20 protein-coding genes are annotated in these 20119 nt (G+C 66.6%); 5 read left to right on the top strand and 15 right to left on the bottom strand.

Features of this window, described 5'->3' with window-relative positions; translation table 11 throughout:
* Together N878_RS16955 and rpsU are read right to left on the bottom strand one after the other, a co-directional pair.
* A partial coding sequence (locus N878_RS16955; protein WP_036988107.1) for a CHC2 zinc finger domain-containing protein occupies positions 1-306 on the bottom strand: 306 nt, incomplete at its 3' end.
* Between the two features lie 147 nt (positions 307-453).
* Complete coding sequence (gene rpsU / locus N878_RS16950; protein WP_003296736.1) at positions 454-669, bottom strand: 30S ribosomal protein S21; 216 nt, start codon at positions 667-669, stop codon at positions 454-456.
* A 203-nt stretch (positions 670-872) separates the two neighbouring features.
* Here rpsU and tsaD point away from each other — a divergent pair, with 203 nt between their 5' ends.
* Positions 873-1898 carry a tRNA (adenosine(37)-N6)-threonylcarbamoyltransferase complex transferase subunit TsaD gene (tsaD, locus tag N878_RS16945; RefSeq protein ID WP_021444793.1) on the top strand — a complete coding sequence of 342 codons (1026 nt, stop codon included), beginning with the start codon at positions 873-875 and terminating at the stop codon, positions 1896-1898.
* Here the strand turns inward: tsaD and plsY are convergent.
* Complete coding sequence (plsY, locus tag N878_RS16940; RefSeq protein WP_021444792.1) at positions 1895-2464, bottom strand: glycerol-3-phosphate 1-O-acyltransferase PlsY; 570 nt, start codon at positions 2462-2464, stop codon at positions 1895-1897. The genes tsaD and plsY overlap by 4 nt on opposite strands.
* 75 nt (positions 2465-2539) lie before the next feature.
* Between plsY and folB the strand changes: the two genes are divergently transcribed.
* Together folB and folK are read left to right on the top strand one after the other, a co-directional pair.
* Complete coding sequence (gene folB, locus N878_RS16935; protein WP_021444791.1) at positions 2540-2896, top strand: dihydroneopterin aldolase; 357 nt, start codon at positions 2540-2542, stop codon at positions 2894-2896.
* Positions 2887-3420 (top strand): 2-amino-4-hydroxy-6-hydroxymethyldihydropteridine diphosphokinase, encoded by a 534-nt coding sequence (gene folK, locus N878_RS16930; protein ID WP_021444790.1) that lies wholly within the window; start codon positions 2887-2889, stop codon positions 3418-3420. Before folB ends, folK begins: the two co-directional genes overlap by 10 nt.
* A 52-nt stretch (positions 3421-3472) precedes the next feature.
* Here the strand turns inward: folK and N878_RS16925 are convergent, their stop codons facing one another.
* From N878_RS16925 to N878_RS16870, 12 genes are all read right to left on the bottom strand, one after another.
* Positions 3473-4702 carry a multifunctional CCA addition/repair protein gene (locus tag N878_RS16925; RefSeq protein ID WP_021444789.1) on the bottom strand — a complete coding sequence of 410 codons (1230 nt, stop codon included), beginning with the start codon at positions 4700-4702 and terminating at the stop codon, positions 3473-3475.
* Between the two features lie 98 nt (positions 4703-4800).
* Entirely contained in the window at positions 4801-5313 is a 513-nt protein-coding gene (locus tag N878_RS16920; protein ID WP_021444788.1) for a DUF4136 domain-containing protein, read from the bottom strand.
* Between the two features lie 61 nt (positions 5314-5374).
* On the bottom strand, positions 5375-6940 hold the full coding sequence (locus N878_RS16915; RefSeq protein WP_021444787.1) for a SpoVR family protein: 1566 nt from the start codon (positions 6938-6940) through the stop codon (positions 5375-5377).
* Positions 6941-6952: 12 nt separating this feature from the next.
* Positions 6953-8224, bottom strand: a complete 1272-nt coding sequence (locus tag N878_RS16910; protein WP_021444786.1) for a YeaH/YhbH family protein — start codon at positions 8222-8224, stop codon at positions 6953-6955.
* Positions 8225-8298: 74 nt separating this feature from the next.
* Complete coding sequence (locus N878_RS16905) at positions 8299-10221, bottom strand: PrkA family serine protein kinase (RefSeq protein WP_021444785.1); 1923 nt, start codon at positions 10219-10221, stop codon at positions 8299-8301.
* A gap of 359 nt (positions 10222-10580) precedes the next feature.
* Positions 10581-10910: a thiosulfate sulfurtransferase GlpE gene (gene glpE / locus N878_RS16900; protein WP_021444784.1), complete on the bottom strand. Its 330-nt coding sequence runs from the start codon at positions 10908-10910 to the stop codon at positions 10581-10583.
* Positions 10907-11731 carry a symmetrical bis(5'-nucleosyl)-tetraphosphatase gene (locus N878_RS16895; protein ID WP_021444783.1) on the bottom strand — a complete coding sequence of 275 codons (825 nt, stop codon included), beginning with the start codon at positions 11729-11731 and terminating at the stop codon, positions 10907-10909. The genes glpE and N878_RS16895 overlap by 4 nt, the downstream gene beginning before the upstream one ends.
* Positions 11731-12111, bottom strand: coding sequence for a Co2+/Mg2+ efflux protein ApaG (gene apaG / locus N878_RS16890; protein WP_021444782.1), 381 nt, complete (start codon positions 12109-12111; stop codon positions 11731-11733). The genes N878_RS16895 and apaG overlap by 1 nt, the downstream gene beginning before the upstream one ends.
* A 28-nt stretch (positions 12112-12139) precedes the next feature.
* Entirely contained in the window at positions 12140-12949 is an 810-nt protein-coding gene (gene rsmA / locus N878_RS16885; RefSeq protein ID WP_021444781.1) for a 16S rRNA (adenine(1518)-N(6)/adenine(1519)-N(6))-dimethyltransferase RsmA, read from the bottom strand.
* A 130-nt stretch (positions 12950-13079) separates the two neighbouring features.
* On the bottom strand, positions 13080-14078 hold the full coding sequence (gene pdxA, locus N878_RS16880) for a 4-hydroxythreonine-4-phosphate dehydrogenase PdxA (RefSeq protein WP_021444780.1): 999 nt from the start codon (positions 14076-14078) through the stop codon (positions 13080-13082).
* 100 nt (positions 14079-14178) lie between these two features.
* Entirely contained in the window at positions 14179-15471 is a 1293-nt protein-coding gene (locus N878_RS16875; protein ID WP_031303341.1) for a peptidylprolyl isomerase, read from the bottom strand.
* The gene (locus N878_RS16870; protein WP_021444778.1) at positions 15452-18232 is read right to left on the bottom strand and encodes an LPS-assembly protein LptD; all 2781 of its coding nucleotides are present in this window, start codon (positions 18230-18232) and stop codon (positions 15452-15454) included. The genes N878_RS16875 and N878_RS16870 overlap by 20 nt, the downstream gene beginning before the upstream one ends.
* 124 nt (positions 18233-18356) lie before the next feature.
* Here N878_RS16870 and N878_RS16865 point away from each other — a divergent pair, with 124 nt between their 5' ends.
* Together N878_RS16865 and murU are read left to right on the top strand one after the other, a co-directional pair.
* On the top strand, positions 18357-19382 hold the full coding sequence (locus N878_RS16865) for an aminoglycoside phosphotransferase family protein (RefSeq protein WP_021444777.1): 1026 nt from the start codon (positions 18357-18359) through the stop codon (positions 19380-19382).
* A complete protein-coding gene (gene murU, locus N878_RS16860; protein WP_021444776.1) occupies positions 19379-20050 on the top strand; it encodes an N-acetylmuramate alpha-1-phosphate uridylyltransferase MurU in 672 nt (223 codons plus the stop codon). The genes N878_RS16865 and murU overlap by 4 nt, the downstream gene beginning before the upstream one ends.
* Positions 20051-20119: the final 69 nt, after the last annotated feature.

Here is a 20119-nt window from a genome sequence, read left to right as displayed (position 1 = left end):
GCCTTCCTCGCGCGGCACGTCCATGCCGGCGCGCTTGGCCAGTTCCTCGATCGCCTGGGGAAACTCCAGCTGATCGTGGTCCATGACGAAGCCGAGGGCGTTGCCGCCGGCGCCGCAGCCGAAGCAGTAGTAGAACTGCTTGTCCGGGCTGACGGTGAAGGAGGGGGTCTTTTCCTTGTGGAAGGGGCAGCAGGCGCTGTAGTTCTTGCCGGTCTTCTTCAGCTGGATGCGCGAACTCACCACATCGACGATGTCGGTGCGGTTGAGCAGGTCATCGATGAAGGATTGCGGAATCAGGCCGGCCATAGGGTGCTCAGCATACTGTCGTGGCGCGGGGCTGGACAGTCTCGGGCAGAAAGCAGAAAACTCCGCTCATTCGCCGAACGGCGAGGCGGAGTTTCCTGAAATGCAATACCCGGCCTAGGCCGGGCATTCGGGCGTTGCGCGTACTGATTAGTACAGGCGGACGCTGCGACGCTGCTCGCGCTGCACTTTCTTGGCGTGACGCTTAACAGCGGCAGCAGCCTTGCGCTTACGCTCGGAGGTCGGCTTTTCGTAGAATTCGCGGCTACGAACTTCGGCCAGTACACCGGCCTTTTCGCAGGAGCGCTTGAAACGACGCAGGGCTACGTCGAAGGGTTCGTTCTCTTTAACTTTGACGGCTGGCATCCAGGTCGTACCTTCATTAATTACCGGGGTGAACGCGTTCCCGGCAAATTGGCTCGGGTTGCGTCGGTTTTTAAGGGTTGCGGATGTTACCGCCTCGCCGTGCGGAATGCAAAGGCCTTAGGTCGAAAAGCAGTAGCCGCTCCGCCGAGCGGCGCTTATCATGCGCGCCTTTGTTCCCCGCGGCAAATCAAGGCTCAAGCTCCATGCTCGTACTGGGATTGGAAACCTCCTGCGATGAAACCGGCGTCGCGCTCTATGACAGCGAGCGCGGCCTGCTGGCCGACGCGCTGTTCAGTCAGATCGACCTGCACCGCATCTATGGCGGCGTGGTGCCGGAATTGGCCTCGCGCGACCACGTCAAGCGCATGCTGCCGCTGATCCGCCAGGTGCTGGAGGAGGCCGGGCGCGAGCCGGCCGATATCGATGCGTTGGCCTACACCGCCGGCCCCGGCCTGGTCGGCGCGCTGCTGGTGGGCGCCTCCTGTGCCCAGGCCCTGGCCTTTGCCTGGGGCGTGCCGGCCGTCGGCGTGCATCATATGGAAGGTCACCTGCTGGCGCCGATGCTGGAAGAGCAGCCGCCGGCCTTTCCCTTCGTCGCCCTGCTGGTGTCCGGCGGCCATACCCAGCTGGTGCGGGTCGATGGCATCGGCCAGTACCAGCTGCTCGGCGAGTCGCTGGACGACGCCGCCGGCGAGGCTTTCGACAAGACCGCCAAGCTGATGGGGCTGAATTACCCCGGCGGCCCGGAGATCGCCCGGCTGGCCGAGCAGGGCACGCCGGGGCGTTTCGTCTTCCCGCGGCCGATGACCGACCGCCCTGGCCTGGATTTCAGTTTCAGCGGGCTGAAGACCTTCGCCCTGAACACCTGGCAGCAGTGCCGCGACGGCGATGACGACCTCGACCAAGCCCGCCGCGACATCGCCCTGGCCTTCCAGCAGGCGGTGGTCGAGACTCTCACCATCAAGTGCAAGCGCGCGCTCAAGCAGACCGGGCTGAACAGCCTGGTGATCGCCGGCGGGGTGAGTGCCAACAAGGCCCTGCGCGAACATCTGGAACGCATGCTGGGCGAGCTGAAGGGCAAGGTGTTCTACGCCCGGCCGCGTTTCTGCACCGACAACGGCGCGATGATCGCCTACGCCGGCTGCCAGCGGCTGCTGGCCGGGCAGCACGAGGATCTGGCGATCAAGGTGCAGGCGCGTTGGCCGATGGAGTCGTTGCCGGCGCTTTAAAAGCGGCGCTCGCGGCCGGCGAACAGATCGCGCAGGTTGCCGCGGTGGCGCCAGACGATCAGCCCGGTCAGTACGCAGACCGGCAGCAGCGCCGCCGGTTGCTGCCAGGCCAGCAGCGGCAGGGTCAGCGGCGTGGCGATCAGCGCGGCCAGCGAGCTGGTGCGGGTCAGCACGAACACCAGCAGCCAGGCGCCGATGGCCAGCAGCGCGGCCGGCGGGTAGAGGCCCAGCAGCATGCCGGCGGCGGTGGCCACGCCCTTGCCGCCGCGGAAGCGGAAGTACAGCGGGTAGAGATGGCCGAGCACCGCGGCCAGGCCGATCCAGGCCTGTTGCTGCAGGTCGAGGCCGAACAGTTTGGCGATCAGGATCGGCAGCAGGCCCTTGAGCAGGTCGCCGAGCAGGGTCAGTACGGCGAGTTTCTTGCCGGCCACGCGCAACATGTTGGTGGCGCCGGGGTTGCCCGAGCCGCTGGCGCGTGGGTCCGGGCCGCCGGCCAGGCGGCTGAGCAGGATGGCGAAGGACAGCGAGCCGAGCAGGTAGGCGAGGATCGCCAGGAGCCAGAACATGGTGGCCATTCCAGGGCATGGGGTGGCCCGATTCTAACGAGGTGCGGCGCCCTTGTCGTGGCGCGGAGAGTGCGGGTGGACAGAGTATTTATCGAGGGCCTGGAGGTCGATACGGTGATCGGCGCCTACGACTGGGAGCGCGAGATTCGCCAGTGCCTGCGTCTCGACCTGCAGATGGGCTGGGACAACCGTCCGGCCGCGGCCGGTGACGACCTCGCCCAGGCGCTCGACTACGCCAGCGTCGCCGCGCGGGTGCAGGCCTTCGCCGAGGCGTCGCAGTTCATCCTGGTGGAAACCTTCGCCGAGCGCCTGGTGCAGACCCTGATGGAGGAGTTCCACATCCCCTGGATGCGCCTCAAGCTGACCAAGCCCGGGGCAGTACCGGCCGCGCGCGGCGGCGTGGGCGTGGAGATCGAGCGCGGATGCCTCTGACTCGGGTCTACCTCGGCCTCGGCAGCAATATCGAGCGCGAGGCTCACCTTGGCGCCGGGCTCGATGCGCTGGCCGGCCTGCTCGGCGACATGCGCTGCTCGCCGGTATTCGAGAGCCATGCGGTGGGCATCAAGAGCGGCAACTTCTTCAATCTGGTGGTGACCGGGCAGACCGAGCTGCCACTGCTGGAGCTGGATCGCCGGCTCAAGTTCATCGAGGCCGACAATGGCCGCTACGCGCCGGAGCGCAAGGGCCTGCCGCTGGACATCGACGTGCTGCTGTATGGCGAGCAGGTCGGCAACTTCAACGGGCTGGTGCTGCCGCGCGCGGAAATCCTCAAGAACGCCTTCGTGCTCTGGCCGCTGGCACTGTTGGCGCCGCAGTTGCAGCACCCGGTGGATGGACGTTCGTTCGCCGAGTTGTGGGCGTCGGCGCAAATCGATCAGCAACTGTGGCCGGCTGCTTTCCAGTGGCGCGGCGTCGAGCTGACGCCCGCGGCGCTGTTGCGGACGCGCTCTTCGTAGCCCGGCTGCAATCCGGGGCTCGACCCCGGAACCGTCCCGGATTGCATCCGGGCTACTGCGCCTGCTGATCCTTGTAGGCCTTGAGCGCCCGCAGGCGTTCGCGAGCCAGCGCCTCGCCCAGCTCCGCGCCCTTCAAACCCTTTTCCAGCAGCGGTTTGACCGCTACCTGGCGCGCCGTCTCGGCGGCGCCGAGCAGGTAGGCGGCCTGCGGGTACTCGCGTTGCTCCAGCCCCAGGCGGCCACGGGCGTCCATCTCGCAGGCGGCGACGAACTCGGCGAAACGTTGCGGGCGGCGGAATACGTCGAAGCGTTGCAGCAGTTCCAGCAGGGTCGAGGGCTTGAGTTCCAGCGCGCGATGGCCGTGGGTGTGGAATTCGCCGACCAGCAGCGCCAGCTCGGCGCAGTCGCGCGGCGCCTTGCAGCGTTGGTTGATGGCCTGGATCAGGCGCAGGCCCTTGGGCTCGTGGGCGATATGCCGCGGCCACTCAGTCTCGGGTGTCAGCCCCTTGCCGACGTCGTGCAGCAGGCAGGCCCAGCGCACCGTCAGCGGCTGCTCGTGTTCGGCGCACTGGCGCAGCACGCTCAGCACATGCACGCCGGTGTCGATCTCCGGGTGATGAGCGGCCGGCTGCGGCACGCCGAACAGCGCGTCGACCTCCGGCAGCAGGGCGGCCAGGGCGCCGCAGTCGCGCAGCACCTGGACGAACACGTCCGGGCGCGGCTCCAGCAGTGCACGGGAGATTTCCTTCCAGCTGCGCTCCGCGGTGAGGTGGGCCAGTTCGCCGGACTCGGCCAGCTGGCGCATCAGCGCCAGGGTTTCCGCCGCCACGCTGAAGCCCAGCGGCGCATAGCGGGCAGCGAAGCGGGCGACGCGCAGCACGCGCAGCGGGTCTTCGGCAAAGGCCGGGGAAACGTGGCGCAGCACGCGCGCCTGCAGGTCGCGCTGGCCGCCATAGGGGTCGATCAGCCTGCCCTGGTCGTCCTCGGCCATGGCATTGACGGTCAGGTCGCGGCGGATCAGGTCTTGCTCCAGGGTGACCTCGGGGCTGGCGTGGAACACGAAGCCGCCGTAGCCGCGCCCGCTCTTGCGCTCGGTGCGGGCCAGGGCATATTCCTCGCCGCTGTCTGGATGCAGGAATACCGGGAAGTCGGCGCCCACCGGCCGATAGCCCAGCGCGAGCATCTGTTCGGCGCTGGCGCCCACCACCACCCAGTCGATTTCCTCGACGGGGCGGCCGAGCAGGCGGTCGCGCACGGCGCCGCCGACTTTGTAGATCTGCATCGTTGTTCCTCCGCTGAGTGCGGAGGATAGCGGCTGGCCGGCTGCGCGGGGTAGCCCGGATGCACTCCGGGGATTACGCGGCCAGGATTGCCTCCGGGCTACGGCGTGGCCTGGGGAATCTGGTCGATCAGGACCTGGGCGGCGCGTTCCAGCAGTTCGGCGCTGTCGCGCGCCGGGCTCAGACCGGTGCTGATCAGCCCTTCCCACAGCACGCGCTGGTCCAGGTCGGTGAGGCGCAGGCGCAGCGTGCCGGTTTCGTCGCGCAGGCGATGGATCGCCTGGTAGGGGCCGAGGGCGTTGGGCGGCGGCACGTCGACCCTGAAGGTCAGCGGACCGTCCTGTACCGCCAGCCAGTAGTACAGGCGCAGCTGTGGCTGCTGGCTCTCGTGGTAGCCGCGGGACGACAGGCCATGGCGCAGCAGCTGCGGCAGCTGGCGGTAGCGCTCGGGGAAGGGCGGCTCGCCGGCCAGGCTGTGCTGCGGGTCGATCAGCTCGAAGCTGTGGCGCCCGGCCAGCGAGGCGTCGGCGGGGCTGAGGATCTGCGCCTGGGGGATATGGCTGGCGCAGGTGGCCAGCCCCAGGCACAGCAGCAATACCAGAAATACACGCATGCACGGCGTCTCGCGGAGTCTGCCGCCGATGCTGAGTGCGCGGCGCATGCCCGGCAACCGATCAAATGGGTGGAATGATCAGGTCGAGGCGCGGGTAGTCGCCGTCGCCCTCCGCCTCGCCGCGCGGCGGCACGTGCTGGGTGGTGATCAACTGGTCGCCCTGGCACACCTCCAGGTGGATGTCGAAACCCCACAGGCGGTGCAGGTGCTTGAGCACTTCCTCGGTGGAGTCGCCCAGCGGCTTGCGGTCGTGCTGCTGGTGGCGCAGGGTCAGCGAGCGGTCTCCGCGGCGGTCGATGCTCCAGATCTGCACGTTGGGCTCGCGGTTGCCCAGGTTGTACTGCGCCGCGAGCAGCTCGCGGATGGTGCGGTAGCCGGGCTCGTCGTGGATCGCCGGCACCAGCAGTTCGTCCTTCTGGTCGTCGTCGAGGATGCCGAACAGCTTGAAGTCGCGGATCACCTTGGGCGAGAGGAACTGCAGGATGAAGCTTTCGTCCTTGAAGCTGGCCATGGCGAACTTGAGGGTGGTCAGCCAGTCGCTGCCGGCGATGTCGGGGAACCAGTGCTTGTCCTCCTCGGTGGGCTCCTCGCAGATGCGGCGGATGTCTCGGTACATGGCGAAACCCAGGGCGTAGGGGTTGATGCCGCTGTAGTAGGGGCTGTCGAACGGCGGCTGGTAGACCACGCTGGTGTGCGACTGGAGGAATTCCATCATGAAACCGTCGGTGACCAGGCCCTCGTCGTACAGGTCGTTCATCAGGGTGTAGTGCCAGAAGGTGGCCCAGCCCTCGTTCATCACCTGGGTCTGGCGTTGCGGATAGAAGTACTGGGCGATCTTGCGCACGATGCGGATCACCTCGCGCTGCCAGGGTTCCAGCAGCGGCGCGTGCTTTTCCAGGAAGTACAGGATGTTTTCCTGCGGCTCGGCGGGGAAGCGCTTGTTGTCCTGGTCGCTGTGCTTGCCGGCGCTCTTGGGGATGGTGCGCCAGAGGTCGTTGATCTGCTTCTGCAGGTGCTCCTCGCGGTCTTTCTGGCGCTTGCGCTCCTCCTCGGCGGAAATCGGGTAGGGCCGCTTGTAGCGGTCGACGCCGTAGTTCATCAGGGCGTGGCAGGAGTCGAGCAGCTCCTCCACCGCGTCGATGCCATGGCGTTCCTCGCACTGCATGATGTACTGCTTGGCGAACACCAGGTAGTCGATGATCGAGCTGGCATCGGTCCAGGTGCGGAACAGGTAGTTGCCCTTGAAGAAGCTGTTGTGGCCGTAGCAGGCGTGGGCGATCACCAGGGCCTGCATGCAGATGGTGTTCTCCTCCATCAGGTAGGCGATGCAGGGGTCGGAGTTGATCACGATCTCGTAGGCCAGGCCCATCTGCCCGCGCTTGTAGCCCTTCTCGGTGGCCAGGAAGTGCTTGCCGTAGGACCAGTGGTGGTAGCCCAGCGGCATGCCCACCGAGGCGTAGGCGTCCATCATCTGCTCGGCGGTGATCACCTCGATCTGGTTGGGATAGGTGTCCAGCGCGTAGCGCTCGGCGATGCGCGCGATTTCCTTGTCGTACTGACGGATCAGCTCGAAGGTCCATTCCGAGCCGGTGGAGATGGGCTTGCGTTCCTTCCTGCTGGCACTCATGTCACGCCTCCTTCAGGTCGCGAGCCGGCGCTGGAACAGCTCGCGGAACACCGGGTAGATGTCCGCCGCCGACACCAGTTGCTGCTGGGCGAAGGTGTCGGCGAATGCCTCGGCCACCTGCTCGTACTCGAACCACAGCGCCTGGTGTTCGCGCGGGGTGATCTCGACGTAGGTGAAGTACTGCACGAACGGCATGATCTGGTTGATCAATATATCCCGGCATACCGGCGAGTCGTCGTTCCAGTTGTCGCCGTCCGAGGCCTGGGCGGCGTAGATGTTCCACTCGTTGATCGGGTAGCGCGCGGCCATGGTCTCCTGCATCAGCTTGAGCGCACTGGAGACGATGGTGCCGCCGGTCTCGCGGGAGTAGAAGAACTCCTCCTCGTCCACCTCCTTGGCGCTGGTGTGGTGGCGGATAAACACCACCTCGATCTTGTCGTAGTTCCGCTTGAGGAACAGGTAGAGGAGGATGAAGAAGCGCTTGGCGATGTCCTTGGTGGCCTGGGTCATGGAGCCGGAGACGTCCATCAGGCAGAACATCACCGCCTTGGAGCTGGGGTTGGGCTGCTTGACCAGCAGGTTGTACTTGAGGTCGAAGGTGTCGAGGAAGGGCACGCGGTGGATGCGTGCACTCAAGCGTTCGATTTCCGCCTCTATTTCCTGGATATCGCCGAAGTTATCCGGCTCTTCCCGGCGCAGACGCTCCAGTTCGGCCTTGGCCTCGCGCAGCTTGGCGCGGCTGGAGCCGGACAGGGCGATGCGCCGCGCATGGGCCGAGCGCAGGGTGCGGACGATATTGATGCGCGAGGGGTTGCCCTCGTTGCTGATGCCGGCGCGCACGGTCTTGAAGGTGTCGCTGCCGGTCAGGTGGCGTTTGACCAGGTTGGGCAGTTCCAGGTCCTCGAACATGAAGTCGAGGAATTCCTCCTGGGTGATCTGGAACACGAACTCGTCCATGCCCTCGCCGGAGTTGCTCGCCTTGCCGCTGCCACGCCCGCCGCCACCGCCCTGTGGGCGAGGGATGCGTTCGCCGGCGGTGAACTCCTTGTTGCCCGGGTGAACGATGGTCTGCTTGCCGCCGCGGCCGTGGTGCAGCACCGGCTCGTCGATGTCGCGGCCGGGAATGCTGATCTGCTCGCCGTGCTCCATGTCGGTGATGGAACGCCGGCTGACGGCCTCCTCGACCGCCTTCTTGATGTGCTCGCGGTAACGCCGCAGGAAACGCTGGCGGTTTACCGTGCTCTTGTTCTTGCCGTTCAGGCGCCGGTCGATCACGTAGCTCATGACGTCTCCCTAGCACGCCCGTGGCCACGGGCGTGCGGCGGATAGCCCGGCGCGCGGCGCGCGCCGGGTGCGGATCACTGCGACTTGCGTACCCGCAGATACCATTCCGACAGCAGGCGCACCTGCTTCTCGGTGTAGCCGCGCTCGACCATGCGTTTGACGAAGTCGTTGTGCTTCTGCTGTTCCTCCTTGCTGCCCTTGGCGTTGAAGCTGATGACCGGGAGCAGGTCCTCGGTGTTGGAGAACATCTTCTTCTCGATGACCACGCGCAGCTTCTCGTAGCTGAGCCAGGTTGGGTTCTTGCCGTTGTTGTTGGCGCGGGCGCGCAGCACGAAGTTGACGATCTCGTTGCGGAAGTCCTTCGGGTTGCTGATGCCGGCCGGCTTCTCGATCTTCTCCAGCTCCTCGTTGAGCGCCACGCGGTTGAGGATCTCGCCGGTTTCCGGGTCGCGGTACTCCTGGTCCTGGATCCAGAAGTCGGCGTACAGCACGTAGCGGTCGAAGATGTTCTGTCCGTACTCGCTGTAGGACTCGAGGTAGGCGGTCTGGATCTCCTTGCCGATGAACTCGATGTAGCGCGGCGCCAGGTATTCCTTGATATAGCGCAGGTAGCGCTCGCGCACTTCGGCGGGGAACTGCTCCTGCTCGATCTGCTGTTCCAGTACGTAGAGCAGGTGTACCGGGTTGGCGGCGATCTCGTGCGGGTCGAAGTTGAACACCTTGGACAGGATCTTGAAGGCGAAGCGGGTCGACAGACCGGTCATGCCCTCGTCGACGCCGGCGCTGTCGCGGTATTCCTGGATCGACTTGGCCTTGGGATCGGTGTCCTTGAGGTTCTCGCCGTCGTAGACGCGCATCTTCGAGTAGATGTTGGAATTCTCCGGCTCCTTGAGTCGGCTCAGCACGCTGAACTGGGCGAGCATCTTCAGGGTGTCCGGGGCGCAGTGGGCCTTGGCCAGCGAGCTGTTGATCAGCAGCTTGTCGTAGATCTTGACCTCGTCGGTGACGCGCAGGCAGTAAGGCACCTTGACGATGTAGATGCGGTCGATGAAGGCCTCGTTGTTCTTGTTGTTGCGGAAGCTGTGCCACTCGGATTCGTTGGAGTGGGCCAGCAGGATGCCGCTGTAGGGAATCGCGCCGAGGCCTTCGGTGCTGTTGTAGTTGCCTTCCTGGGTGGCGGTGAGCAGCGGGTGCAGCACCTTGATCGGCGCCTTGAACATCTCGACGAATTCCATCAGGCCCTGGTTGGCCCGGCACAGCGCGCCCGAGTAGCTGTAGGCGTCGGCGTCGTTCTGCGGGAATTCCTCGAGCTTGCGGATATCCACCTTGCCGACCAGCGCGGAGATGTCCTGGTTGTTCTCGTCGCCCGGTTCGGTCTTGGCCACGGCGATCTGGTTGAGGATCGAGGGGTAGAGCTTGACCACGCGGAACTGGCTGATGTCGCCGCCGAACTCCTGCAGGCGCTTGGTGGCCCAGGGCGACATGATCGAATTGAGGTAGCGGCGCGGGATGCCGTAGTCCTCCTCGAGGATGGCGCCGTCCTCGGCGGCGTTGAACAGCCCCAGCGGCGACTCGAACACCGGCGAGTCCTTGATGGCGTAGAAGGGCACCTTCTCCATCAGTTGCTTGAGCTTCTCGGCCAGCGACGACTTGCCGCCGCCCACCGGACCGAGCAGGTAGAGGATCTGTTTCTTCTCTTCCAGGCCCTGCGCGGCATGGCGGAAGTAGGAGACGATCTGGTCGATGCACTCTTCCATGCCGTGGAAGTCGGCGAAGGCCGGGTAACGGCGGATCACCTTGTTGGAGAAGATGCGCGACAGACGCGAGTTGGTCGAGGTGTCGAGCAGCTCCGGCTCGCCGATGGCCATCAGCAGGCGCTCGGCCGCGGTGGCGTAGGCGCTGCGATCCTGTTTGCACAGTTCGAGGTACTCCTGCAGCGAGTACTCCTCCTGGCGGGTCGCTTCGAAACGTTGTTGGAAGTGGCTGAAAATACTCATGACTTCACCTCGCTCGATGCTGAAAGCCGGTTCGGGTTCGGTCGTGCGGGTGCTTGGTAGCCCCGGCCTGGGACTTGGCCGGGAAGAATCCCCCAGAACACCTAAAGGTCGTTACCGATGGCCCGATGCCGGTTGGCCGGCTCTACCTTGAGTTGGATGGCCTGAGCTACAGGATAGTTCTTTCTGGCGAGGGTCAAGGCGGGGACAAGGATAACCAGATGTTACCGTCCGTCGGGAATCATCGGCAGGCCAGAGGAGGCGCGGCCTGCCGGCTCGGAAAAAAATGGCCGGGAGCCATTTTTAACGTAGCGCAGCGACGGCCCGGAAGGGTGGCCGCCAGGGACGGCAGGCCATAAAAATTATTCTGCGGGACTCTGCGCGGTGTCGTCGGGGTAGGTGGCGCGCCACAGCTCGAAACCGCCGTCGAGGCTGTAGACCTGGCTGAAACCCTGGCCGACCAGGTAGGCGGCGGCGCCCTGGCTGGAGTTGCCGTGGTAGCAGGAGACGATCAGCGGCGCGTCGAGGTCGGCGTTGTGGATGAAGTCGTGCAGCGAGTGGTTGTCCAGGTGGCGCGAGCCCTGGATATGTCCGGCGGCGAAGCTTTGCGGGTCGCGGATATCCACGACCACGGCGCCTTGCTGGCGCAGGGCCTGGGCCTGCTGGGGAGAGATACGCTGGAATTCGCTCATGGGTGCTCCTTGGGGCAGGTGCAGCGGTGGCGTTCGCCGCTGTCGACGTTGAGCAGGGTCATCGCGCCGCCCCACACGCAGCCGGTGTCCAGCGCATACAGGCCGGGCTCCTGGCAGTTGCCTTCGAGGGCGGCCCAGTGGCCGAAGATGATGGTCTCGCCGCGCATCTTGCGCTGCGGGTGGCTGAACCAGGGGGCGTAGCCGGGCGGGGCGCTGCCGACGCCTTCCTTGCTCTTCAGGTCCAGGGTACCGTCGGCCTTGCAGAAGCGCATGCGGGTGAAATAGTTGGTGATCACCCGCAGGCGGGTGACGCCGTGCAGGTCCTTGTGCCATTTGGCCGGTTCGTTGCCGTACATGCCGTCGAGAAACAGCGGCAGGCGGGCGTCGTCGCGCAGCGCCTCCTCGACCTCGGCGGCGCGGCGCAGCGCCTTGGTCAGGCTCCACTGCGGCGGGATGCCGGCATGCACCAGGGTCACCCGGCGCTCGGCATCGTGGTGCACCAGCTTCTGCAGGCGCAGCCAGTCGAGCAGGTCGGCGCGGTCCGGCGCGTCGAGGATCTCGCGCAGGGTGTCGCCCTTCTTCAGCCGCTCGATGTTGTGCGCCACGGCCAGCAGGTGCAGGTCGTGATTGCCCAGCACGCAGGTCACCGCCTGGCGGATGGAATAGAGAAAACGCAGGGTTTCCAGCGATTGCGGGCCGCGGTTGACCAGGTCGCCGACCAGCCACAGCTGGTCCTGCGCCGGGTCGAAGGCCACCCGCTCGAGCAGGCATTGCAGCGGTCGCAGGCAGCCCTGGATGTCGCCGACGGCATACAGCGCCATCAGTGCAGGGCTCCGGGCACGGCCAGGCGAAACGGCGCGATGACGGCGTCGAAGCGTTTGCCGTCCTCGGCGAGCATCTGGTAGCTGCCCTGCATGGTGCCGACCTGGGTGGTCATCACCGTGCCGCTGCTGTAGGTGTGGCTGGCGCCCGGGGCGATCTGCGGCTGCTGGCCGACCACGCCGGCGCCGCGCACTTCCTGCACGCGGCCGTCGCCGTCGGTGATGATCCAGTGGCGCGACAGCAGCTTGGCCGGCAGCTGGCCCTGGTTGCGGATGGTCACCGTGTAGGAGAAGGCGTAGCGGCCCAGCTCCGGCTGCGACTGCGCGGCCAGGTAGCGGGTGGTGACGCTGACGTCGATCTGGTAACGAGGGTCGGACATGCGAGTAACCCGTGTGGCGTATGGCAGTTTAGCCCTGGCTGGCGGCCAGGTGCGCCGCCAGTTGATCGGCCAGGCGAACGAAGGCGGCCAGGTCCAACTGTTCCGGGCGCAGGCTGCCATCGACGCCGGCGGCCTCGATGGCCTCGGCCGGCAGCAGTTGCTTGAGGGTATTGCGCAGGGTCTTGCGCCGCTGGTTGAAGGCTTCGCGCACCACCCGCTCGAGCAGGCGATGATCCTTGGCCGGATGCGGCAGCACCGCGTGCGGTACCAGGCGGACGATGGCCGAGTCGACCTTGGGCGGCGGATTGAAGGCGCCGGGGCCGACGTTGAACAGGTGTTCGACCCGGCAGTGGTACTGCACCATGATCGACAGGCGGCCCCAGTCGCCGCCGCCGGGGCCGGCGGCCAGACGCTCCACCACCTCTTTCTGCAGCATGAAGTGCATGTCGCGGATCAGCGCCGCGTTGTCCAGCAGGTGGAAGATCAGCGGGGTGGAGATGTTGTACGGCAGGTTGCCGACCACCCGCAGGCTGCCGGGGGCGGCCTCGAGGCGGGCGAAGTCGAACTTCAGCGCATCGCCCTGGTTCAGGCGAAAGCGCGGGTTGGCGCCGAACTTGCTCTGCAGGATGGGGATCAGGTCGAGGTCCAGCTCGATCACGTCGAGCTGCGCACCGCTGCCGAGCAGGCCCTCGGTCAGCGCGCCCTGGCCCGGGCCGATCTCCAGCAGGCGCTCGTCCTCCTTGGCGCGGATGGCGCGCAGGATGCGGTCGATGACGCCGGCATCGTGCAGGAAGTTCTGGCCGAAGCGCTTGCGCGCGCGGTGTTGGTATTCGGACATGGCAGGGCAGCTCCAGGCTTCAAGCTGCAAGCATCAAGCAAGAGCGCAAAGCGAAAAAACGAAGTCGGGTAGTTTAAGGCAAAAAGCGACAACACCCGTAGCCCGGATGCAATCCGGGCTGGGCTGCCGTCTACTTGCGGCTGGTAGCGGCGGCCATCTGGTAGGCGGTTTCCAGGGCCACCTGCAGGCTGCCGGTATCGATATTGCCGCTGCCGGCAAGGTCCAGCGCCGTGCCGTGATCCACCGAGGTGCGGATGATCGGCAGACCCAGGGTGACGTTGAGCGCCGCGCCGAAGCCCTTGAACTTGAGCACCGGCAGGCCCTGGTCGTGGTACATGGCCAGCACCGCGTCGGCCTGCTCCAGGTACTTGGGGGTGAACAGGGTGTCGGCCGGCAGCGGGCCGATCAGGGTCATGCCTTCGCCGCGCAGGCGCTCCAGCGTCGGCTCGATGATCTCGATTTCCTCGCGACCGAGGTGGCCGCCTTCGCCGGCATGGGGGTTGAGTCCGCAGACCAGGATGCGCGGTGCGGCGATGCCGAACTTGCTCTGCAGATCGGCATGCAGGATGCGGGTCACACGCTCCAGACGTTCGGCGCTGATGGCGGCGGCGACGTCCTTGAGCGGCAGGTGGGTGGTGACCAGGGCGACGCGCAGGCCGCGGGTGGCGAGCATCATCACCACCTGCTCCGTGTGGGTCAGCTCGGCGAGAAACTCGGTGTGGCCGGAGAAGGCGATACCGGCTTCGTTGATCACGCCCTTGTGCACCGGTGCGGTGATCATCGCGGCGAAGCTGCCGTCCAGGCAGCCCTGGCCGGCACGGGTGAGGGTTTCCAGAACGTAGCCGGCGTTGGCCGGATCGAGCCGGCCGGCTTGGCTCGGGGCGGCCAGCGGGGTGTCCCAGACATACAGGCTGCCGGCCGGCGCGGGGGCACTCGGCCAGCGGCCCGGGGCGACGTCCAGCAGCGCGATGTGCAGGCCGAGCTGGGCGGCGCGCTCGCCGAGCAGCTGGCGGCTGGCGATGGCCACCAGCGCCTCGGGTTGCGCCTGGCGGGCAAGCAGCAGGCAGAGGTCGGGGCCGATGCCGGCCGGTTCGCCGGGGGTCAGGGCAAAGACTCGGGGTGCGCTCATGGGCATTCTCGGTTGCGCCGCGGGGGCGCCAGTTTACGCTGCCTGGGCCGATAACGAAAAAGCCCGGCGCGGGGCCGGGCTCTTGCGTGCGAAACCGCCGTTACAGCTTGGTCTCGACGTAGGCTTCGTCGCGGATCTGACGCAACCAGGCCTGCAGTTCCTCGTCGTACTTGCGGTTGCGCAGCAGGTTGGCCGCCTGTTGCTCGCGGAACTGCGCGCTGCTGTCGGTGGCGCGACGGCCCATGACCTGCAGCACGTGCCAGCCGAACTGGGTCTGGAACGGCTGGGACAGCTCGCCACTGGCGGTCTCGCTCATCACCTGGCGGAACTCCGGCACCAGCGCGTTGGGGTCGATCCAGTTGAGGTCGCCGCCGTTGAGCGCCGAGCCCGGGTCTTCCGAGTAGCTCTTGGCCAGCTCGGCGAAGTCCTCGCCGGCGACGATGCGCTGGTACAGGCGTTCGACCAGGCGGCGGGTTTCCTCGGCGCTGCGAATCTCGCTGGGCTTGATCAGGATATGGCGCACGTGCACTTCGTCGCGCACCTGGGTGTCGCCGCCGCGCTTTTCCAGCAGCTTGAGGATGATGAAACCGCCCGGCGTGCGCAGCGGCTCGGTCACTTCGCCCGGGCTCAGCGCGCTGACCATCGAGTCGAACGGCGGCGGCAGCTGGCCGGCCTTGCGCCAGCCCATCTCGCCGCCTTCCAGCGCGGTTTCGCTGGCCGAGCGGGAAATCGCCAGCTGGGCGAAGTCGGCGCCCTGTTGCAATTGTTGGTACAGCTCGCGGGCCTGGCGGTCGGCTGCCTGGATCTCGCTGGAGGAGGCGCCTTCGGAGACCGGGATGAGGATGTTGGCCAGGCGAAACTCTTCCGACAGCTGCATCTTGCCCAGGTCGGAGGCGAGGAAGTTCTGCACTTCCTGGTCGGTGACCTGGATACGCTCGGCGACCCGGCGCTGGCGCACGCGGCTGATGATCATCTCGCGGCGCACCTGGTCGCGGGCGTCGGCGTAGGACAGGCCGTCGCGCGCCAGAGCCTGACGGAACTGCTCCAGGCTCATGCCGTTACGCTGGGCGATGGTGCCCATGGCCTGGTTCAGCTCCTCGTCGGTGATGCGGATGCCGGAGCGGTCACCGATCTGCAGCTGGATGTTCTCGATGATCAGGCGCTCGAGCACCTGCTGGCTGAGCACGTGCTCGGGCGGCAGGGCGCCGCCGCGTTTGCCGATGGTCTGCTGCACCTCGCGCAGGCGGGCGTCGAGCTGGCTCTGCATGACCACGTCGTTGTCGACGATGGCCACCACGCGGTCCAGCGGGCGGACATCGGCCTGGGCCGTCGCCGCGAGCAGCGCTGCGCCCAACAGCAGGGGGCGCAGGCAATCAGAAAGCTTGGTCTTCACGTTCACGGTAACCTTGAATGCCTTGGTCGAGGAAAGTTTCCACCTTGTTGCCCACTACGCCGCCGAGGCCCTTGAGGACGATCTGCAGGAAGATGCCGCGGTCGGCCTCGTCGTTGAGCGACGGGTTGAGGCTGACTTCGTCGTAGTCGATCCAGTAGCGGTTGATCAGGCGCAGCTTCCAGCAGCAGCTGTCGTACTCGAAGCCGCCGAAGGCTTCCAGGGTACGGTTGCGGCCGTAGTCGTACTGCCAGCGCGAGATCAGGCTCCACTGTGGAACCAGCGGCCAGATGACGGAGAAGTCATGCTGGTCGATCTTGTAGTAGTTCTTGATGTAGTTCGGGTTCGGCGAACCGTCGCCCAGGGTCGGGTTGCCGTAGTCCGGGTTGGTGGTCCAGGTGCCGCTGTCGCGGTCGTAGCGCACGGTATCGTTGCGGTAGCGATAACCGAGGTTGACCACCTTGTTCGGGTTGTCTTCCGGCTGGTAGTGGAACATCGCGCTGCCCGAACGGGTGCGGTGGGTATCCGGGTCCCAGTTGAAGGTCGACGACACGCGCCAGTCGCGGTTGAAGCGGTACAGGTACTCCAGCGCATAGGGCGAGACGTCGGCGGTGGCGTCCGGGCGGGTGCGGTAGTCGATACCGGCCAGCTGCACCTTGCGGTCCTCGAAGTAGAAGGCCTGGCCGATGCTGAAGCGCTGACGCTCGAAGCCGTTGGGCTCGATCCAGCGGCTGGTCACGCCCAGCGACAGCTTGTTCTCGTCGCCGATGCGATCCTTGCCGGAGAAGCGGTTCTCGCGCCACAGCGAGGCGTAGCTGAAGGTCGGCTCGCCGCTGTCGAACACCGGGATGTCGGTCTGGTCTTCTTCCGGCACGTAGAGGTAGAAGGCGCGCGGCTCCAGGGTCTGGCGGAAGTCCTTGCCGAACAGCTGGGTGTTGCGGTCGAAGTACAGGCCGCTGTCGACGCTGAACAGGCCGACGCCGCGGTTCTGCGTGCTGTCGAACTCCTGCTCGGCCAGCAGGCTGTTCTTGCCCTGCTGATCCAGGCTGATGTCGTAGTGGGTCTGGCGGTACTTGACCTGCGGCTTGAGGAAGCCCCAGGTCCAGTCCAGCGGCAGGGCGACGCCCGGCTCCAGGTGCAGGCGCTCGCCGTTGGCGCGGGCCAGGCCGCGAATACGGGTGTCGTACCAGGTCTGTTCGGCCACGCCGTCTTCGTTGATGAAGTTGCCCGAGCGCAGGTCGCGGTCGAAGCGCACGTATTCGCTGCCGTAGGTGAAGTCCAGGCCGCCCGGATTGAACGGCAGCTTGCCGTCCAGGGTGAGCTGCGGCAGGCGGTCGTACGGCGTGACGTCGGTGATATTGGCCAGCTCGTAGGCGTGCAGGTTGAGCTGCGCGCGGTAGCTGTCGCCGCGGTAGGTCAGGCTGCCGCGCTGGTTGACGTAGGTGGGCGTGTCGATACCCAGGTCGGTATCCAGGTCCTGGAAGTAGTAGGGGTCGCTGATGTCGGTGTAGTCAACCTCGGCCAGCAGGCGCGAGTTCAGGCCCTGCTTGTGCTGCCAGCTGTACAGCCAGCGCTGGTCTTCGTACTCGGACTGCAGCTTGCGCTCGTCTTCGCTGTCGTCGAGGTAGGCGGCGCCGATCTGGCCTTCGCTGCTCTCGGTCAGGTAGCGGAACTCGCCCTCCATCAACAGGCCGCGGTTGGCCATGTAGGTCGGGTAGAGCGTGGCGTCGTAGTTCGGCGCCAGGTTGAAGTAGTAGGGCGTCTGCAGCGAGAAGCCGTTGTCGCTCGAGGTGCCCATGCTCGGCGGCAGGAAGCCGGACTGGCGACGGTCGTCGATCGGGAAATAGATGTAGGGGGTGTAGAACACCGGGATGTCCTTGACCCGCAGCGTCACGTTGGTCGCGGTGCCGAAGCCGGTGGCCGGGTTCAGGGTGACGTTGTTGCCCTTCAGGTGCCAGGCGTTGTCGCCCGGCTCGCAGCGGGTGTAGGTACCGTCCTTGAGGCGGATGATCGCGGTCTCTTCGCGCTTGGCATAGAGTGCGCTACCGCGGACGTGGGCTTCGTGCATCACGTACTCGGCGTTGTCGATCTTGGCTTCGCCGTTGTCCAGTTGCAGCTCGGCGCGGTCGCCGACCACCAGCATGCCCTTGTCGCGCAGACGCACGTTGCCGATCAGCTCGCCACGGTTCTCGGTCTGGTGCAGGCTGGCCTCGTCGGCCTCCACCTGCATGCCGGACTGGCGCAGGATCACGTCGCCGGCGAGGGTCGCCACCTGCTTTTCCTGCTCGTAACGCGAGGCCTTGGCCGAGACGAACATCGGCGCTTCGTCCAGCGGCGTATCGTCGTCCATGCCCGGGCGCAGCGGCTCGACATAGGCGCCGGCGCAGTAAGGGCCGGCTTCGGCCAGCTGGGCGGCGGTCAGCTTGTCGCGCGGCACCCAGTCGAGGTGGCTGTAGTCGGCGCTGCGCGAGGCCAGGGCGCGGCCCTTGCTCTCGGTGACCAGGGTGGTGGTTTCCTGTTTGGCGCTGGCTTTGCCGCTGCTGGCGTCGCTCGCGCTGACGGCGCTGGTGCTGTGCTGAGGACGGGGCGGCAGGCTGGCGGCAGGGGCCTTGGGCGCGCAGGCCCAACCGCCGCTGGGCGACACCTGGCAGTCGAACTGCTCGGCGGCGAAAACCTGTAGGCTGACGGCGGGTTGTAGGGCCAGAAGACTGCCGGTGACCAGCAGCGGGAATTTCTTGCGGAACGCGGGGTATTTTACTGCCATCTTGTTAGTCCGGGCTTCCTGCGCGCTATCGGCCCAGGGGCCGCACGCCTCTCGATGGGCTGAAAAAGATGCTGGATAATAAAGCATGACCCGCGCAACGGCTAGCGCCGTCGGAGACCCCCTGATGCCTGAACACGATGTACGTCTGCAACAGCTGCACACCTGGCTCGCTCAGCAATTACCCGCCCTGTTCGCCGCTCGCGGCTGGGGCCGGGTGCCGCCTGCGCAGCTGACCCCCGCCAGCAGCGACGCCAGTTTTCGCCGCTATTTCCGCTGGCAGGCGGGCGAGCGCAGCCTGATCCTGATGGACGCGCCGCCGCCGCAGGAGAACTGTGCGCCCTTCGTGCGCATTGCCGCGCTGTTGGCCCGTGCTGGCGTGCATGTGCCCGAAGTGCTGGCCGCCGATCTGGAGCAGGGCTTTCTGATCCTGGACGATCTCGGCCACCAGACCTATCTGGAGGTGATCGACGAGCACAACGCCGACACCCTGTTCGACGACGCTGTCGAAGCCTTGCTGCTGCAGCAGCGCCTGCCGCTGGATGGCGATCTGCCGCATTACGACGAGGCGCTGCTGCGCCGCGAGCTGCAGCTGTTTCCCGAGTGGTACGTGCAGCGCCATCTGGGCTACGAGTTCGACGCGAAGCAGCAGGCGGCCTGGCAGCGCATCTGCGCCCTGCTGATCGACAGCGCCCTGGCCCAGCCCAAGGTGCTGGTGCACCGCGACTTCATGCCGCGCAACCTGATGCAGAGCGCGCCCAATCCCGGCGTGCTGGATTTCCAGGACGCCGTCTACGGGCCGGTCACCTACGACATCACCTGCCTGTTCAAGGACGCCTTCCTCAGCTGGCCCGAGGCGCGCGTGCGGGGCTGGCTGCAGGGCTACTGGGAGCGGGCGCAGGCAGCCGGCATCCCGGTGCAGCCCGCGTTCGACGAGTTTCTGCGCGCCAGCGACCTGATGGGCGTGCAGCGCCATCTCAAGGTGATCGGCATCTTCGCGCGCATCTGCCACCGCGATGGCAAGCCCAGGTACCTCGGCGACGTGCCGCGCTTCTTCGCCTATATCGAGGCGGTGCTGGCCCGCCGGCCAGAGCTGGCCGAGCTGGGCGCGCTGCTCGCCAGCCTGGCGCAGGCCGAGGTCGCCCGCGCATGAAGGCCATGATTCTCGCCGCGGGCAAGGGCGAGCGCCTGCGCCCGCTGACCCTGCATACACCGAAGCCGCTGGTGCGTGTCGCCGGCGTGCCGTTGATCGAGTACCACCTGCGCGCCCTGGCCGCCGCCGGCTTCGCCGAGCTGGTGATCAACCATGCCTGGCTCGGCCGGCAGATCGAGGAGCATGTCGGCGACGGCGCGCGCTTCGGCCTGCGCATCGCCTATTCCGCCGAGGGCGAGCCGCTGGAAACCGGCGGCGGTATCTTCCAGGCGCTGCCCTTGCTGGGCGATGAGCCCTTCGTGCTGGTCAACGGCGATATCTTCACCGACTACCCCTTCGCCGAGTTGCGCCGTCCGCTGCAGGGGCTGGCCCACCTGGTGCTGGTGGACAATCCGCCGCACCACGCCCAGGGCGACTTTCGCCTCGCCGACGGCCGGGTGGGCGAGCTCGACGGCGCGGGTACGGGCCTGACCTACAGCGGTCTGGCCGTGCTGTCGCCGGCACTGTTCGCCGACTGCCAGCCGGGCGCTTTCAAGCTGGCGCCGCTGCTGCGTCGGGCCATGGCCGCGGGGCTGGTGAGCGGCGAGCGCTACGCCGGACGCTGGGTGGATGTCGGCACCCACGAGCGCCTGGCCGAAGTCGAGCGCCTGCTGGCGCAGGGGCGCTGAGGTGCTCTGGCCGGTGACCCTGCTCGGCGCCGTGGCCGGTCTGGCGGTGGCCAGCATTCCCGGCGCCCT

Source organism: Pseudomonas sp. EGD-AK9, assembly GCF_000465935.2.
Classification (GTDB): Bacteria; Pseudomonadota; Gammaproteobacteria; order Pseudomonadales; family Pseudomonadaceae; genus Aquipseudomonas.
Note: the sequence above shows the minus strand (reverse complement) of the source record. Positions and strands in the feature narration are given on the sequence as shown.